The organism is Inquilinus limosus (assembly GCF_002195995.1).
In the GTDB taxonomy this organism is placed as follows: domain Bacteria; phylum Pseudomonadota; class Alphaproteobacteria; order DSM-16000; family Inquilinaceae; genus Inquilinus; species Inquilinus limosus_C.
Genome location: NZ_NHON01000016.1, coordinates 71,767 through 85,368, shown reverse-complemented (window position 1 = coordinate 85,368; position 13,602 = coordinate 71,767). Strand labels below are relative to the sequence as shown.

The window sequence follows — 13,602 nt, the reverse complement described above, 5'->3', positions numbered from 1 at the left end:
GGCATCCTCAATGATGGGCGATGGCCCGGAACTCGCGCACCAGCGCGGCCGCGAAGTCCGGGTCGTTGATGGCGTGGGGCAGGCGGATCAGCCGGCGGTTCGGGGTCTGCCGCACCGTCGCCTCCAGCGCCTGGAACAGGGCCTCGTCCGCGGCCGGGTCGTGGAAGGGCTGGCCCGGCGCGTCGATCAGCGACACGCCGCCTTCGGGGATCAGGAAGCGGACGGGCCCGTCCATCCGGTTCAGCTTGGCGCCGATCCAGCGGCCCATCTCGACATTTTCCTCCACCGTCGTCCGCATCAGCGTGACCTGCGGGTTGTGGACGTAGAGGGTGCGGCCCAGGAACTTCTCCGGGACCGTCTCCTTCGCCCCGAAATTGATCATGTCGAGTGCGCCGCAGGAGGCGACATAGGGCACGCGGGTGCGGATGATGCTGTCGAACCGGTCCTCGCCGCAGGCCAGGACGCCGCCGAACAGCAGGTCGCAGATCTCGGTGGTGGTGATGTCGATGACGCCGCCGACCAGCCCGGAGTCGATTAGCTTCTCCATCGACCGGCCGCCGGTGCCGGTGGCGTGGAACACCAGGCAGTCATACTCGTCCTGGAAGGCCCGGCTAACCTGTTCGACACAGGGGGTGGTGACGCCGAACATGGTCAGGCCCAGGGCCGGCTTGTCGGCCTCGCTGCGCGGCGCCGGGTGCGCCACCATCCCGGCCAGCGCCTCGGCGGCGTTGCCCAGCACGGCGCGGGAGATGCGGTTGATCCCGGACACGTCGGTGACGGAGTACATCATCATGATGTCGGCCGGCCCGACATAGGGCGCGACATTGCCCGAGGCGACGGTCGACACCATGATCTTCGGCACCCCGACCGGCAGGTCGCGCATCGCCGGGGTGACCAGGGCCGTGCCGCCCGACCCGCCCAGGCCGATGACGCCGCCGACATCCGCCCGGCTGGCCAGGAAGCCGCGCAGCGCCTCGGCCATCGCCCCGACCGCCCGGCCGCGGTCGTCGCCGAACACGGCGTCAATGCCGCCGGGATGGTGCAGCGCCACCTCGCGCCCGGTCACATCGACCGCCACTCCGGGCTCAGGCCCGCCGGATCCGGTGCCGACATCGACCAGCACCGCCGGGACGCCGCGCGCCTCGATCAGCCCCTTCACATAGGCCAGCTCGCGGCCCTTGGTGTCGCAGGTCCCGATGACATAGGCCTTCATGGCGCATCCTTCCCTGGTGGCCGCCGGCATCGCTGCGCCGGTTCTTGCCTCCGGTTGTCGCCCCGCGGCGGCCCCCGGCGCAAGGGGGCGCGGACACAGGTTCCGGCTTCATTGGTCCGACAATCCGGGTCTATGCTGGCGGCAAGCACCGAAGGATTCAGCCGGGAGAGCGCCCATGACCAGCCTGACGCGACTGGACCACGTCAACATCTGGACCGCCGACCTGAAGCGGCTGATCCGCTTCTACCGCGACGCGCTGGGGCTGGAGGCCGGGCCGCGGCCGGACTTCCCGTTCCCCGGCGCCTGGCTGTATCTCGGCGACCAGGCGGTGGTGCATCTGGTCGGGGTGAAGGAGCAGCCGCATCCGGACCAGGTGCAGCTGTCGCATTTCGCCTTCCAGAGCAGCGGCAAGCTGGAGGACTTCCTGGCCCATCTGAAGGGCCTCGGCGTCGAGACCGAGCTCGGCCGGCCGCCGCGCAGCGGGCTGGTCCAGGTCAATTTCCACGACCCGGACGGCAACCACGTCCATGTCGATTTCCGGGACGGGACCACGCCCGACCTGGTGCCGTACCGGGAGTAGCCGGGGGATGAGGCGGGTCAGCCGCGCCGCGCTGCTGGGCCTGCTGCCGGCGCTGCTGGCCGGGGCGGCCCGGGGCGAGGAGACGCTGGTCTTCCTGCGCCATGGCGAGAAGCCGGCCGAGGAGATCGGGCAGCTCGACTGCCGCGGCCTCAACCGGGCCCTGGCGCTGCCCGATGCGCTGGCCCGGTTCGGCACGCCCGACGCCATCTTCGCCCCGAACCCAAGCGTGCAGATCCACGAGGGCGACGGGCCCGGCGTCAACTATTTCCGGCCGCTGGCGACGATCCTGCCGACAGCGACCCGCCTCGGGAAGACCATCGACATCCGCTTCGGCTACGACGACATCGCCGGGCTGCAGCAGGAGCTGCTGAGCCCGCAATACCGTGACGCGCTGGTCTTCGTGGTATGGGAGCACAAGGCGCTCGACAAGCTGGTCCGCGCCATCGTCAAGGAGAGGGGCGGCGATCCGAAGGCGGTGCCGCACTGGCCGGGCAGCGATTTCGACAGCCTCTTCGTGCTGGTCCTCGGTGCGGATGGCGGCGTGCAGTTCCGCCACGAGCAGGAAGGCATCGCCGCTCTCGGCGATGCCTGCCCGGGCTGATCCACGCCCGCCGCGTCGGCTCCAGGCATTCCACCGTCGCAATCAAGCCGCAGCCGGAGGGCGCGGCCGTGCTAGGTGTCGGTCATTGGCTCACGGCCGGTCCCCGGCCCTTCAGCGAGACGACGTGGCATCATGGCGAAACGGCTGATCCTCAAGCTCTCCTGCACCGACGTCCCCGGCATCGTCGCCCGGATATCGGATTTCGTGTTCCGCTCCGGCCTCAACATCCTCGAGAGCGCGCAGTTCTTCGACCGCGACACCGGCCGCTTTTTCATGCGGGTGGTGGTCGAAGCGGTGGAGGGCGCGGCCGATCTCGACGCCCTGCGCGAGGGCTTCTCGCCGATCGGCCACGACTACGGCATGGACTGGGAGCTGCACGACGCGGACCGCAAGATCCGCGCCCTGATCATGGTCTCGAAGTTCGACCACTGCCTGGTCGACATCCTGTACCGAGTGCAGATAGGGGCGCTGCCGCTGGAGATCCCGGCCGTGGTCTCGAACCACCGCGACAGCTACCAGCGCGTGGCCGCCGCCGGCATCCCGTTCCACCACCTGCCGGTGACCCGGGACAACAAGGCGCAGCAGGAGCGCCGGCTGCTGGACCTGGTGGACGAGGAGAAGATCGACCTCGTCGTCCTCGCCCGCTACATGCAGGTACTGTCCTCCGACCTGTGCCGGAAGATGGAGGGGCGGGTGATCAACATCCACCACTCCTTCCTGCCCAGCTTCAAGGGCGCCAAGCCGTACCACCAGGCGCATGCCCGCGGCGTCAAGCTGATCGGCGCCACCTCGCACTACGTCACCGACGACCTCGACGAGGGTCCGATCATCGACCAGGACGTCACCCGGGTCGACCACACCGCCACGGCCGATGACTGGGTCGCCACCGGCCGCGACGTCGAGAGCGTGGTGCTGGCCCGCGCGCTGAAATACCACTCCGAGCATCGCGTGCTGCTGAACGGGCCCAAGACCGTCGTCTTCAAGTGACCGGCCCGGTTTGACAGACGCCCGTCTCCTGCCATAACTTAACTGAAAAGTTAAATATGGGATCCGCCGGACCAAATCATAACAACCGGTCCGGCGGGGCGAGGGAGACACGAGCATGGCACACCGCATCCTGGTCCTGATCGGGACCAAGAAGGGCGCGTTCATCGCCGAGAGCGATCCGGCGCGCCGGTCCTGGCAGCTGCGCGGCCCGTTCTGTGAGACTTGGCCGATCAACCATGTCGTCGCCGACCCGGCCTCGGGCACGATCTACGGCGCCGGCGGCAATGAGTGGTTCGGCCCGGCGGTCTGGAAATCCACCGATCTCGGCGAGAGCTGGACCCATTCCAGCGACGGGCTGGCCTATGCCGCGGGGCAGGAGCCGGTCAAGGCGGTCTGGAGCCTGGGCGTGCGCGACGGGCGGGTCTATGCCGGGGTGCAGCCGGCCGGCCTGTTCGCCAGCGATGACGACGGGCAGTCCTGGAGCCATGTCGAGGGGCTGCAGCGCCACCCGACGCGGCCGGAATGGAATCCGGGCGGCGCCGGGCTGATCCTGCATTCGCTGGTGCTGCACCCGCATGATCCGGGCAAGATCTGGGTCGGCATCTCCGCCGCCGGGGTGTTCCACACCGCCGATGGCGGCGAGACCTGGGAGACGCGCAACCGCGGCACCCGCGCCGATTTCATGCCCGAGGACCAGCGCTATCCGGAATTCGGGCAATGCGTGCACTGCTTGGTGATGGCACCGGGCGGGACGGACCGGCTGTACCAGCAGAACCATTGCGGCATGTACCGCAGCGACGATGGCGGCCGGCGCTGGGACAGCATCGAGGCCGGGCTGCCCTCCAGCTTCGGCTTCCCGGCCGCGGCCCATCCGCGCGACGCCGACACGCTGTTCCTGCTGCCGCTGAACGGCGACATCAAGGGCCGCTACGTGCCGGACGCCAAGGCCGCGGTCTGGCGCACCCGCGATGCCGGCGCCAGCTGGCAGGATCTGCGCCGCGGGCTGCCGCAGGAGAACGCCTTTTTCGGCGTGCTGCGCCAGGCCATGGCGACCGACCGGCTGGACCCCGCCGGCGTCTATTTCGGTACCTCGGGCGGCGCCCTGTTCGCCAGCGCCGACGAGGGCGAGAGCTGGGACTGCGTCGCCCAGCACCTGCCCTCGATCCTGTCGGTCGAGACCCTGGTGGTCGACCGCTGAGCCATGGCCGGGCTGGAGACACAGGAAGCGCCGGCCGTGCGGGTGCGGCTGCCGACGGCGCTGACCATCCTGTTCCCCGGCGCGCCGCCGCGGGTGGAGCTGCACGCCGCCACGGTCGCCGAGGCGATCGACGGGCTGAATGAGCGCTGGCCGGGGATGGGCGACCGCATCCGCGACACCCGCCCGGCGATCCGGCGCCACATCAACATCTTCGTCGACGGCCGGAAGGCCAGGCTGGACACGCGGCTGGCGCCGGGGGCGGAGGTGTTCGTCCTGACCGCGATCAGCGGCGGCTGAGCGCCGCGGCGCCGTTCGGGCCGCGCTGCGCCAGGGTGAGCAGCAGCAGGCACAGCGCCGAGGCGACGAGGCCGGCGCCGGCCGCGGCCGGCCAGCCGAGATGGCTCACCGCGGCGGCCAGCAGCGGCGGCCCCAGCAGCGACCCGGAGGCGCCGCCCTGGGCCAAGAGCCCGTTGGCGGTGGCCATGTCGCCGCCGGGCCCGACCGCGTCCGGCAGCCGGGCGAAGACCACGGCCGGCACGGCGCCGGAAATGGCGTTCAGCAGCGTCGCCGCCGCGGCGGGCCACAGCCAGGATCCCGCCGCCGGGGTGAACACGGCGAACAGCAGCAGGGCCGGCACGGCGACGCCGAAGGCGGTGAAGCCGCCCAGCGGCCGGTCCCGGCGCATCCACCAGGCGGCGGCCAGCCCGCCCAGCACCGAGGCGAAGGCGGCCACGCCGCTGATCAGCCCGGCCGTCGAGGCCGACACGCCGTGCTGGCCGGTGAAATAGGCCGGCATCACCGCCAGCAGCCCGACCTCGAAGGTGGTGTAGCAGGCGAAGCCCACCGCCATCAGCCAAGCGCCGAGCGGCGCGCGGGCGGGCCGGGCGCCGTTGGTCGCGGCGCGGCGCGGCATGGCCTCCGGCGGCGTCGGCAGGCGCCAGGATGGCAGCAGCAGCAGGGCGGTTAGCGCGGCGCTGCCCAGCAGCACCCAGCGCCAGGGCGCAACCTCGACCCCCAGCCCGGCCAGGATGCTGCCGGTGGCGAAGCCGACCGGGAAGAAGGTGCTCCACAGCGCCAGGGCGCTCGACCGCTGCGCCGGGGAGGCCGTGGCGATGGTCAGGGTCGGGGCGGCGACCGCGACGGCGAGATAGGCCGCGGCCTCGACGATGCGCCACAGGAACATCCCGATCACGGCCGAGGTGGCGGCCATGCCGGCGGCGGCAATGGCCAGCAGCAGCAGGCCGGCCAGGAGGGCGCGGCGGGCGCCGACGCGGCTGATCACCACCCCGGCGAACAGCCCCAGCGTGGCGCCGCCGATCTCCAGCAGCGACACCAGCAGCGCGGCGGCGGTGAGGTCGAGGCCGAGGTCGCGCTGCATCGGCGGCAGCAGCGCCGACAGCTTGCCGAGCTGCGCCGCCGCGGCCACGCCGGCGGCGTAGATCACCAGGATCGCGGCCCAGGATCCGCGGGACGACATGATCACTCCGTGTTCAGGGACGGCGCGATCCTAGCGGCGGAGCGGGGAGGGGCGGCTGAATAAGATATTCACATGATGGTCTCGGCCAGGCGCACGAAGGCGCCGTCCGACAGCTGCAGCCGGGTCCAGCGCATGCGGCCCTGGCGGATCGGCACGATCGGCGAGTCGTTGGCGCTGGTCGCGATCTCGACCGTGGACGGGTCGGGCTCGAACCAGCCATCGTCGGTCAGGGCGGCCTCAGCCGCCTGGATCTCCGGCGTGGCGAAGCGCCAGAGTGAGACGCCCAGCAGCTCCGGCGTGCGGAAGTTCCAGTCCTGGCTGCGGCCGCGCGAGGCGGCCAGCAGCCGGTGCGTCAGGTCGCAGACCAGATGGGCGCTGCCGGCGGAGCCGGTGACCAGTCGGGCCAAGGCGTGGTCCGCGGCGCTGTCCAGCCGGGCGGCCATCAGCCGGCGCAGCCGCGCCTGCTCCTCGGCATCGGGGACCAGCGTGCCGGCCTCCCAGCGCGACACCATCGCCTGGGACACCTGCAGCAGCTCGGCGGCATGCGCCTGCTTGACCCGCCGCAGCGCGCGCCACAGCCGCAGCGACCGGCCGAGGCCGTCGGCGGCGCAGATGCTGTATCCCCTGGCGGTCATGATGCCCTGAAGATGGGCTCGGCGGGGCCGGCTGTCCAGGGCGACGGTCCGCTCTTCGCGGTCATTGCAACGAGGCGAAGCCGACGAAGCAATCCAGGGGCCGGTGCGCACCGGCCCCTGGATTGCTTCCCCCGGCTCAAGGCCGGGGTCGCAATGACGGAGTGGGGAAGGGGAGAGCCTCAGCTCTCCCAGTCCGAGTTCAGGATCACATCGGTGAAGTCGACGCGCTTGTAGGTCGGGTCCATCCGGGCCAGCACATCGGCCTTCACATTGCCGAAGGTCGTGTCCGGCTTGTGGATGGTGCCCTGGGCGAAGGCCTCGATGATGCCGTGCTTGAAGTCGTGGCCGCGCGGATGGGCGTGCACCACCTGGCGGCGCTGCTCCTGGGTGAAGTCGTGGAAGGCGAGGCCCAGCACGTCCATCTCCACCCCGGCGGTCACCAGCGCCACCACCGGGTGCTTGTGCTCCGGGATGCCCGGGGTGGTGTGCAGGGCGATCGAATCCCACACCAGGTCGATGTCGGCATCGGCGATGCCGTGCCGCTTCAAGAAGTCGCGCGCGGCGTTGGCGCCGTCCACCTCGAAGCGCAGGTCGGGGCTGGCATAGGCCTCCGTCAGCCCCATGTCGTGGAACATCGCCCCGGCGTACAGCAGCTCGGGGTCGAACTTCAGGCCCTTGCGCTGACCGGTCAGGGCGCCGAACAGGTAGACCCGGGTCGAGTGGTGGAACAGCAGGTCGCTCTCGGTGTCGCGCACCAGCTCGGTGATCTCGCGCGCCATGGCGCTGTCGGGGATGCGGATGCCGGCGATGGAGTCGGTCATGGTCCTGTCCTCAATCGATGCTGCGGGCGGCGATCGGGTCGCTGGCGGGGAAGGTCTCCTCCAGCGCCTCGTCCAGCCAAGGATCCTGCCGGTCGGGGGCCGGCGCGGTGGGGGTGTCCTGGGTGTCGCTCATGGTCCGGCCCTCTCTCGGTTCAGGTCGTCGGCGGTCGCCGCCGGCCCTTCCTATGTGCGTCCGGGCGGCCCTCCGCCTCAACGCGGCGGGGGCGCCGCTTCCGGACAAGCGCACGCGCAAATCGGACATTGCGGCCAGGCGGCGGCCGTGGGATCGGTCGGCGGGTGCAGAGAGGGGGCAGACGGATGCCGGTGCGGACGGTCGCGATCGCCATCTTTCCGGGCGTGCAGGCGCTGGATGTCGCCGGGCCGGTCGACGTCTTCGCCGAGGCCAACGGCTTCATCGCCGGTGCCGACCGCTACGAGACGCTGCTGGTCGCGGCCGACACCGCGCCGTTGCGCGCCTCGAACGGCATGCAGATGGTCGCCGACCGCAGCTTCGCCGACGCCGCGGAGCCGTTCTCGATGGTGCTGGTCGCCGGCGGCCCCGGCCTGCCGGCGGCGGCGCCGGATCCCGGGCTGTCGGATTGGCTGAGAGCGGCCGCGGGTCGGGCGGAGCTGCACGGGTCGATCTGCACCGGCGCCTTCGCCTTCGGCCATGCCGGGCTCTTGGACGGCCATCGCGTCACCACGCATTGGCAGAACGCGCCGCGGCTGGCCGAGCTGTTCCCGAAGGCGCGGGTCGAGCTCGACCGGATCCATCTGCGCGATGGGGCGCTGGTGACCTCGGCCGGCGTCACCGCCGGCATCGACCTGGCCTTGGCGCTGGTGGCGGAGCATCACGGCGCCCGGGTGTCGCTCGCGGTGGCCAAGCGGCTGGTGGTTGTGGCGCAGCGCCAGGGCGGCCAGTCGCAGTTCAGCCCGTTCCTGACCGCGCCGGCCGACCCGGAATCGCCGATCGCCAGGGTCCAGGCCCATGTCATGCAGCATATCGGTGCGACCTTCACGGTCGAGGATCTGGGCCGGGTGGCGGGGATGAGCGGCCGCAACCTGGCCCGGCTGTTCGTGCAGGAGACCGGGGTGACGCCGCATGAATTCGTCGAGCGCGCCCGGGTCGACGCTGCGCGCAACCTGCTGGAGGGCAGCGACCGGGCGCTGAAGGCCGTGGCCTATGATTGCGGCTTCGGCAGCCCCGACCGCATGCGCATCGTCTTCATGAAACGCCTCGGCGTCACCCCCGCCCAGTACCGCGCCAGCTTCCGGGTGCCGGGGCAGGGCGGCGCGGGATAGCCTGCGATGACAGACTCTGACCGGTGTCGTGATAGGCTTTTGACAGACGGTTGCGGCGATCCAGTATGGCCACTTCAGAAGAAAATAAAACTCTTTTTAGGTATCTTGAGATCATGTTTGGTAAATTTCTCGAAATAGAGGAATATAAAGATGGATATGAAAATAGTATTGTGAATATTGTAAAAGCTTCAGGTGTTCCTCATCAAAACATAAATACCTATTCGACAATCGGATTATCGGACGCTTCGATCGGCCTCGTGGTCGAAGGTGTGCCGCTTGGTGTCGAGATCGTCTTATCCGCTCGATCCAATTATGATTTTGCCGCAAATATATTATCAACCTGTGCCTTCAGTATCATCAATTTAAAGATGCCGTGTAAGCCGGACGCCATTTATCGCGACGTCGTCGAGATGTATCGGCCGGATCTGGCAATGAAGCATGTCATGTTCGTGGACCCATTCTTGTGGCCGTTGCGATCCCATAAATTCTCGTCGAAGGTGGCGGCCTGGCTGTTTGCCGTTCCAATCTCGGAAAAGGAATTCGAGTTCGCGGAGAAGAATGGCGGCGGCGTGCTCTCGAAGGCGTTCGAGAAGCACCAGATCGACGTCTTCAACCTGCATCGGAAATCGATCTTCTGAACGGCCGATGCCCGGTCAGGCATCGGCGTAGACGCCGGCTTCGATATTGTTGCCGTCGGGGTCGATCAGGAAGGCGCAGTAGTAGCGCCCTCGCCGGACGCCCGGATCGCCATTGTTCCGGGCGCCCGCCGCCAGGCCCGCGGCGTGAAAGGCGTCGACCGCGGCGCGCGACGGCGCCTGGAAGGCGAGATGCGCGGGGCTGCGGCCAGCCTCATGGCCGTCGCCCCAGAAGCTCGGCCGGCCGGCCGCCACCACGAAGAAGGGCGATTCCCGCTTGCCGGTGGAGAACACCAGCCAGCCGGTGCCGTCCGCCTGGGTGTGGTCCTCCATCAGGGTGATGCCTAGCGGCGCCAGCGCCGCCCGATAGAAGACGCCGGCGCCCCGCAGATCCCGAAAGACGAGTCCCAGATGGTCGAAGATCGGCCGCTCCTCGATCTCCGACAGACTATAGGTTTGAAACCAGCCTATCCGGCGCTCTGTTCCACGTCATGGCCGAAGTCCTGGCCGATCCAGCGCCCGGCCAGGAAATCGGCGAACAGGCGGATCTTCGGCGACAGTAGGCGGCTGGGCAGGAACAGGGCCTGCACCGGCGCCGAGGGGCGCTCATACCCTGTCAGCACCGCCGTCAGCCGGCCGGCTGCGACCAGATCGGCGACCTGCCACGACGGGGCGCGGACCAGCCCGGCGCCGGCCAGCGCCGCCGCGACCGCGGCGTCCAGGTCGTTGGCGCGGAGCCGGGCTTCGACCGGGACCGTCACCCGCCCCGCCGTCGTCTGGAATGGCCAGGACACCGGGCCCGGGGCGGTGGCGAAGACCACGCAGTCATGCCCGGCCAGATCCGCCGGTTCGGCCGGCGCGCCGCGGCGGGCGAGGTAGCCGGGCGCGGCGCAGACCCGCATGCGGATGCCGCCCAGCCGGCGGGCGATCAGGCTCGAATCCGGCAGCCGGCCGATGCGGAGAACGAGGTCGACGCCGTCCTCGACCAGATCGACCGGGCGGTCGGTCAGGGTCAGGTCGATGGCCAGGCCGGGATGGCGCGCCAGGAACTCCGGCAGCAGCGGTGCCAGCTTCAGCCGGCCGATCAGCGTCGGCGCGGCGACATGCAGCCGGCCGGCAGGCTCGGCGTGATGTGCGGTCAGCGCCTGCTCCGCCTCCTCGACCTCGCCGAGGATGCGGCGGGCCTGCTCGTGATACAGCCGCCCGGCCTCGGTCAGGGCTAGGCGCCGGGTGGTGCGCAGCACCAGCCGCGTGCCCAGCCGCTCCTCCAGCGCCGCGAGCTGGCGGCTCACCGAGGTCAGCGACAGGCCCAGCGCCCGCGCCGCCGCCGACAGGCTGCCGGCCTCGGCCACCTTGACGAAGACGGCCATCGCCTCGAAGCGGTCCATACGCATCCTTGCGGTTTTCGGAAGGATGAAATCCGAAATGGCACGATACTCCCGGATCTGGCATTGGCATACCGTCGGTCCGACACCATGATGGAGGGTCCGATGGTCATCCTGTCCCAACCCCTCGACCGGGCCGCCGACGAGAGGGCGACCCCGTGCCGGCGGGCGGAGGCGGCGGAGGAACGGGCATCCCTGGTCTGCGTCTGCGCCGTGTCCGCGGCGGGGCTCATCCTCGGGCTGGTCGCGACCTTCGGCCCCGCGGGATCCGGTCAGGCGGTCGCAACGGCGCTGGTCGCCGGCCTCGGGGGCGCTGGGATGGTCGGCCTCGGCATTGGCCTGGCCGCGGCCCTGTCGCGATGAAGTGCTGCCGGCACGGTCGCACGGCTGGGCGAAGCGCGACCTGCTCCGACGCCGTCGTCGCGGCGCTGCGCCGCGGGCCGGGATCGTGTAAAGCTGCGGCAACACGGGACGCCACGGCCATGCGCCGCAGGATGACAGATGGACGATTCGAAGATCGCCGCCCTTGCCGAATGGACCACCGAGGCCGGTCTGCTCGGCCTGCTGGAGACCGAGCTGCTGGCCGGCTTCTGCGCCCGGGCCGTGTTCGCCGGCCTGCCGATCGCCAGCGGACTCCTGGTGATCGACACGCTGCATCCGGTCTATGAGGGCAACGCCGTGCGCTGGCGCCGCGGCGAGCCGGAGGCCAGCTTCACCGGCTATGGCCGCACCACGCCGGGCCTGAACGAGGACAGATGGCGTGCCAGCCCGTTCTTCCACCTGATCGACACCGGCGAGGACTGGATGCGCCGGCGGGTGACGCCAGACAGCTGCGCCGAGTTCCCGGCGGTGGCCACGGCGGCGGAGGAGGGGATGACCGACTATCTCGGCGTCCTCAACCGCTTCGAGCCGGAAGGCGCGATCGCCGACTGGGACGGGCTGTTCTCCGCCTGGACCACGGACCAGCCGGGCGGCTTCAGCGCCGAGGAGATCGCCGGGCTGCTCAAGGTCCTGCCCGGCCTGGCGATGGCGATGAAGGCGATCACCCTGGCGCGGATGGCCTCGACGCTGCTGGAGACCTATCTGGGCCGCGACGCCTGCAACTCGGTCTGGTCCGGGCGGATCGCCCGCGGCGTCGCCGACCGCATCGACGCGGTGCTGTGGTTCAGCGACCTGCGCGGCTACACCCGGATCACCGACAACGCCCCGCCGGAACAGGTCATCCCGCTGCTCAACGACTATGCCGACGCCGTGATCTCGGCGGTGCAGGAGGCCGGCGGCGACGTGCTGAAGCTGATCGGCGACGGCGTGCTGGCGATCTTCCGGCCGGAGGGGGGCGACGCCGAGGGCCGCGCCCGGGCCTGCCGCGCGGCGCTGGCGGCGGTGCGCGAGGCCCGGGCTGCGATCGCGATGCTCAACCCGCAGCGCGCGGCGGCTGGCCAGCCGGTGACCGAGATGTATGCCGGGCTGCATATCGGCGAGGTGTTCTTCGGCAATATCGGCAGCGCCCACCGTCTCGACTTCACCGTGGTCGGCCCGGCGGTGAACGAGACCAGCCGGATCGCCGAGATGTGCCGGTCGGCGGACCAGCCGATGCTGGTCTCCTCCGCCTTCGCCGCGGCGGCGGGCGGGGAAGCGGCCGGCCTGGTCTGCGTCGGCCGCTACGCCCTGCGCGGCGTGCGCCTGCCGCAGGAGCTGTTCACGCTCGAGCCGGACCCGTCATAGCCATCAGGCTCTCGGCGCAGTCGACCACCGTGATGGGGCCGGGGCGGGGGGCGAAGCCCAGCACCCGCCGCGCCTTGTCCGAGGTCAGCCGGAACTTCCGCCCCAGCATCGGCGCCAGCGGCCGGAACTGCGGCAGAAATGGCAGCAGCAGCCGCAGCAGGAAGGCCGGCAGCGTCCGGGTCGGCACCTTGCCGCCCCGCGCTCCGAGGCCGGCGCGCAGCGCCCGGGCGATGTCGGCCATCCACAGGAAGTCGCCGGCGGCGATGAAGCGCTGGCCGGCCGCCTCCGGCACGGTCATGGCCCGGATATGGGCGTCGGCCAGATCGCGGACATCGACCACCCAGAATCCGAGCGGTGGGATGATGGGGGGACGGCCCTGGGTCAGCCCCTCGATGATGCGGACCGAGCCGAGCGTCTCCACCGACAGGATCGGGCCGAACACCGCGCCGGGCAGGACCGTGGCGAACTCGGTCGTCCCGCCCTCCTGGCGCATGAAGTCCCACGCCGCGCGCTCGGCCAGGATCTTGGAGACGCGATAGGCGTCGAATTGCGGGTCGTCCGGATCGGCCCACATGGTCTCGTCGCTGACCACGTCCAGGCGCAGCGGCGGCCGGGCGGTGGCGGCGGCGGAGGTCATCACCACGCGCCTGACCCCGGCCCGCACCGCGGCGCGCAGCACCCGCAGCGTGCCGTCGCGCGCCGGGGCGACGAAGGCGTTCCGGTCGGCCGGGTCGGCGCCGCCGAGGGGTGAGGCGACATGCAGGACATAATCGCAGCCGGCCATCGCCTCGTCCCAGCCGTCACCCGCCGTCAGGTCGGCCATCGCGAAGCCGAGGCGATCCGCCGGCCCGCCGGCGCGGGCCACGGCCTGGCGGACCGCCAGCTCCTTGGCGCGGCTGCGGATGGTGGTGCGCACGGCGTAGCCGCGGTTCAGCAGCGCGACGATGCACCAGCCGGCGACGAAGCCCGTGCCGCCGGTCACTAGGACTGTCTCGGTCATCCCATCTCCATCGCCCGGGGCGCACACGCGGTTGCGCTGAAAG

The 13,602-nt window shown here is 70.6% G+C and carries 17 protein-coding genes; 9 read left to right on the top strand and 8 right to left on the bottom strand.

All coding sequences use genetic code 11. The features are described from left to right. Window positions 1-7: 7 nt before the first annotated feature. Window positions 8-1,213, bottom strand: a complete 1,206-nt coding sequence (locus BWR60_RS11170) for a Tm-1-like ATP-binding domain-containing protein (protein WP_088151096.1) — start codon at window positions 1,211-1,213, stop codon at window positions 8-10. Window positions 1,214-1,388: 175 nt separating this feature from the next. Between BWR60_RS11170 and BWR60_RS11165 the strand changes: the two genes are divergently transcribed. The 5 genes from BWR60_RS11165 to BWR60_RS11145 all read left to right on the top strand — a co-directional run bounded on the left by BWR60_RS11165 (window position 1,389) and on the right by BWR60_RS11145 (window position 4,876). Beyond that, the gene (locus tag BWR60_RS11165; RefSeq protein WP_088151095.1) at window positions 1,389-1,793 is read left to right on the top strand and encodes a VOC family protein; all 405 of its coding nucleotides are present in this window, start codon (window positions 1,389-1,391) and stop codon (window positions 1,791-1,793) included. A 7-nt stretch (window positions 1,794-1,800) separates the two neighbouring features. Continuing rightward, window positions 1,801-2,394: a histidine phosphatase family protein gene (locus tag BWR60_RS11160; protein WP_088151094.1), complete on the top strand. Its 594-nt coding sequence runs from the start codon at window positions 1,801-1,803 to the stop codon at window positions 2,392-2,394. A gap of 132 nt (window positions 2,395-2,526) precedes the next feature. Beyond that, a complete protein-coding gene (purU, locus tag BWR60_RS11155) occupies window positions 2,527-3,381 on the top strand; it encodes a formyltetrahydrofolate deformylase (protein ID WP_088151093.1) in 855 nt (284 codons plus the stop codon). A 115-nt stretch (window positions 3,382-3,496) separates the two neighbouring features. Further along, on the top strand, window positions 3,497-4,579 hold the full coding sequence (locus tag BWR60_RS11150) for a WD40/YVTN/BNR-like repeat-containing protein (RefSeq protein ID WP_088151092.1): 1,083 nt from the start codon (window positions 3,497-3,499) through the stop codon (window positions 4,577-4,579). Between the two features lie 3 nt (window positions 4,580-4,582). Continuing rightward, on the top strand, window positions 4,583-4,876 hold the full coding sequence (locus BWR60_RS11145; protein WP_088151091.1) for a MoaD/ThiS family protein: 294 nt from the start codon (window positions 4,583-4,585) through the stop codon (window positions 4,874-4,876). Here BWR60_RS11145 and BWR60_RS11140 read toward each other — a convergent pair. The 4 genes from BWR60_RS11140 to BWR60_RS38650 all read right to left on the bottom strand — a co-directional run bounded on the left by BWR60_RS11140 (window position 4,863) and on the right by BWR60_RS38650 (window position 7,645). Beyond that, complete coding sequence (locus tag BWR60_RS11140) at window positions 4,863-6,056, bottom strand: MFS transporter (protein WP_144445587.1); 1,194 nt, start codon at window positions 6,054-6,056, stop codon at window positions 4,863-4,865. The two genes, BWR60_RS11145 and BWR60_RS11140, sit on opposite strands and share 14 nt — an antisense overlap. 68 nt (window positions 6,057-6,124) lie before the next feature. Beyond that, the gene (locus tag BWR60_RS11135; protein WP_088151089.1) at window positions 6,125-6,691 is read right to left on the bottom strand and encodes a helix-turn-helix domain-containing protein; all 567 of its coding nucleotides are present in this window, start codon (window positions 6,689-6,691) and stop codon (window positions 6,125-6,127) included. Window positions 6,692-6,870: 179 nt separating this feature from the next. Beyond that, the gene (locus BWR60_RS11130; protein WP_088151088.1) at window positions 6,871-7,512 is read right to left on the bottom strand and encodes an HD domain-containing protein; all 642 of its coding nucleotides are present in this window, start codon (window positions 7,510-7,512) and stop codon (window positions 6,871-6,873) included. Between the two features lie 10 nt (window positions 7,513-7,522). After that, window positions 7,523-7,645, bottom strand: a complete 123-nt coding sequence (locus tag BWR60_RS38650; RefSeq protein WP_275542377.1) for a hypothetical protein — start codon at window positions 7,643-7,645, stop codon at window positions 7,523-7,525. 185 nt (window positions 7,646-7,830) lie between these two features. On the opposite strand from BWR60_RS38650, the gene BWR60_RS11125 reads away from it, so the two are divergent. Beyond that, the gene (locus BWR60_RS11125; RefSeq protein WP_088151087.1) at window positions 7,831-8,814 is read left to right on the top strand and encodes a GlxA family transcriptional regulator; all 984 of its coding nucleotides are present in this window, start codon (window positions 7,831-7,833) and stop codon (window positions 8,812-8,814) included. 65 nt (window positions 8,815-8,879) lie between these two features. Next, complete coding sequence (locus BWR60_RS11120) at window positions 8,880-9,452, top strand: suppressor of fused domain protein (protein WP_088151086.1); 573 nt, start codon at window positions 8,880-8,882, stop codon at window positions 9,450-9,452. A 15-nt stretch (window positions 9,453-9,467) separates the two neighbouring features. Here the strand turns inward: BWR60_RS11120 and BWR60_RS11115 are convergent, their stop codons facing one another. Next, window positions 9,468-9,782 carry a hypothetical protein gene (locus tag BWR60_RS11115; RefSeq protein ID WP_343216397.1) on the bottom strand — a complete coding sequence of 105 codons (315 nt, stop codon included), beginning with the start codon at window positions 9,780-9,782 and terminating at the stop codon, window positions 9,468-9,470. 134 nt (window positions 9,783-9,916) lie between these two features. Continuing rightward, complete coding sequence (locus BWR60_RS11110; protein WP_088151084.1) at window positions 9,917-10,837, bottom strand: LysR family transcriptional regulator; 921 nt, start codon at window positions 10,835-10,837, stop codon at window positions 9,917-9,919. Window positions 10,838-10,939: 102 nt separating this feature from the next. Here BWR60_RS11110 and BWR60_RS11105 point away from each other — a divergent pair, with 102 nt between their 5' ends. Both BWR60_RS11105 and BWR60_RS11100 read left to right on the top strand, forming a co-directional pair. Then, window positions 10,940-11,197, top strand: a complete 258-nt coding sequence (locus tag BWR60_RS11105; protein WP_144445586.1) for a hypothetical protein — start codon at window positions 10,940-10,942, stop codon at window positions 11,195-11,197. A 138-nt stretch (window positions 11,198-11,335) separates the two neighbouring features. Next, entirely contained in the window at window positions 11,336-12,559 is a 1,224-nt protein-coding gene (locus BWR60_RS11100) for an adenylate/guanylate cyclase domain-containing protein (protein WP_088151082.1), read from the top strand. On the opposite strand, the gene BWR60_RS11095 is transcribed toward BWR60_RS11100, so the two are convergent. Beyond that, window positions 12,534-13,559 carry an NAD-dependent epimerase/dehydratase family protein gene (locus BWR60_RS11095; RefSeq protein ID WP_088151081.1) on the bottom strand — a complete coding sequence of 342 codons (1,026 nt, stop codon included), beginning with the start codon at window positions 13,557-13,559 and terminating at the stop codon, window positions 12,534-12,536. The two genes, BWR60_RS11100 and BWR60_RS11095, sit on opposite strands and share 26 nt — an antisense overlap. Window positions 13,560-13,602 lie beyond the last annotated feature (43 nt).

What these genes read in the sequence shown, in the direction of transcription:
- BWR60_RS11125 (WP_088151087.1), top strand. Translation starts at nt 7,831, where the DNA reads ATGCCGGTGCGGACGGTCGCGATCGCCATCTTTCCGGGCGTGCAGGCG.
- BWR60_RS11120 (WP_088151086.1), top strand. Translation starts at nt 8,880, where the DNA reads ATGGCCACTTCAGAAGAAAATAAAACTCTTTTTAGGTATCTTGAGATC.
- BWR60_RS11115 (WP_343216397.1), bottom strand. Translation starts at nt 9,782, where the DNA reads ATGGAGGACCACACCCAGGCGGACGGCACCGGCTGGCTGGTGTTCTCC.
- BWR60_RS11135 (WP_088151089.1), bottom strand. Translation starts at nt 6,691, where the DNA reads ATGACCGCCAGGGGATACAGCATCTGCGCCGCCGACGGCCTCGGCCGG.
- BWR60_RS11165 (WP_088151095.1), top strand. Translation starts at nt 1,389, where the DNA reads ATGACCAGCCTGACGCGACTGGACCACGTCAACATCTGGACCGCCGAC.
- BWR60_RS11095 (WP_088151081.1), bottom strand. Translation starts at nt 13,559, where the DNA reads ATGACCGAGACAGTCCTAGTGACCGGCGGCACGGGCTTCGTCGCCGGC.
- BWR60_RS11160 (WP_088151094.1), top strand. Translation starts at nt 1,801, where the DNA reads ATGAGGCGGGTCAGCCGCGCCGCGCTGCTGGGCCTGCTGCCGGCGCTG.
- BWR60_RS11145 (WP_088151091.1), top strand. Translation starts at nt 4,583, where the DNA reads ATGGCCGGGCTGGAGACACAGGAAGCGCCGGCCGTGCGGGTGCGGCTG.
- BWR60_RS11170 (WP_088151096.1), bottom strand. Translation starts at nt 1,213, where the DNA reads ATGAAGGCCTATGTCATCGGGACCTGCGACACCAAGGGCCGCGAGCTG.
- BWR60_RS11130 (WP_088151088.1), bottom strand. Translation starts at nt 7,512, where the DNA reads ATGACCGACTCCATCGCCGGCATCCGCATCCCCGACAGCGCCATGGCG.
- purU (WP_088151093.1), top strand. Translation starts at nt 2,527, where the DNA reads ATGGCGAAACGGCTGATCCTCAAGCTCTCCTGCACCGACGTCCCCGGC.
- BWR60_RS38650 (WP_275542377.1), bottom strand. Translation starts at nt 7,645, where the DNA reads ATGAGCGACACCCAGGACACCCCCACCGCGCCGGCCCCCGACCGGCAG.
- BWR60_RS11140 (WP_144445587.1), bottom strand. Translation starts at nt 6,056, where the DNA reads ATGTCGTCCCGCGGATCCTGGGCCGCGATCCTGGTGATCTACGCCGCC.
- BWR60_RS11110 (WP_088151084.1), bottom strand. Translation starts at nt 10,837, where the DNA reads ATGGACCGCTTCGAGGCGATGGCCGTCTTCGTCAAGGTGGCCGAGGCC.
- BWR60_RS11150 (WP_088151092.1), top strand. Translation starts at nt 3,497, where the DNA reads ATGGCACACCGCATCCTGGTCCTGATCGGGACCAAGAAGGGCGCGTTC.
- BWR60_RS11105 (WP_144445586.1), top strand. Translation starts at nt 10,940, where the DNA reads ATGGTCATCCTGTCCCAACCCCTCGACCGGGCCGCCGACGAGAGGGCG.
- BWR60_RS11100 (WP_088151082.1), top strand. Translation starts at nt 11,336, where the DNA reads ATGGACGATTCGAAGATCGCCGCCCTTGCCGAATGGACCACCGAGGCC.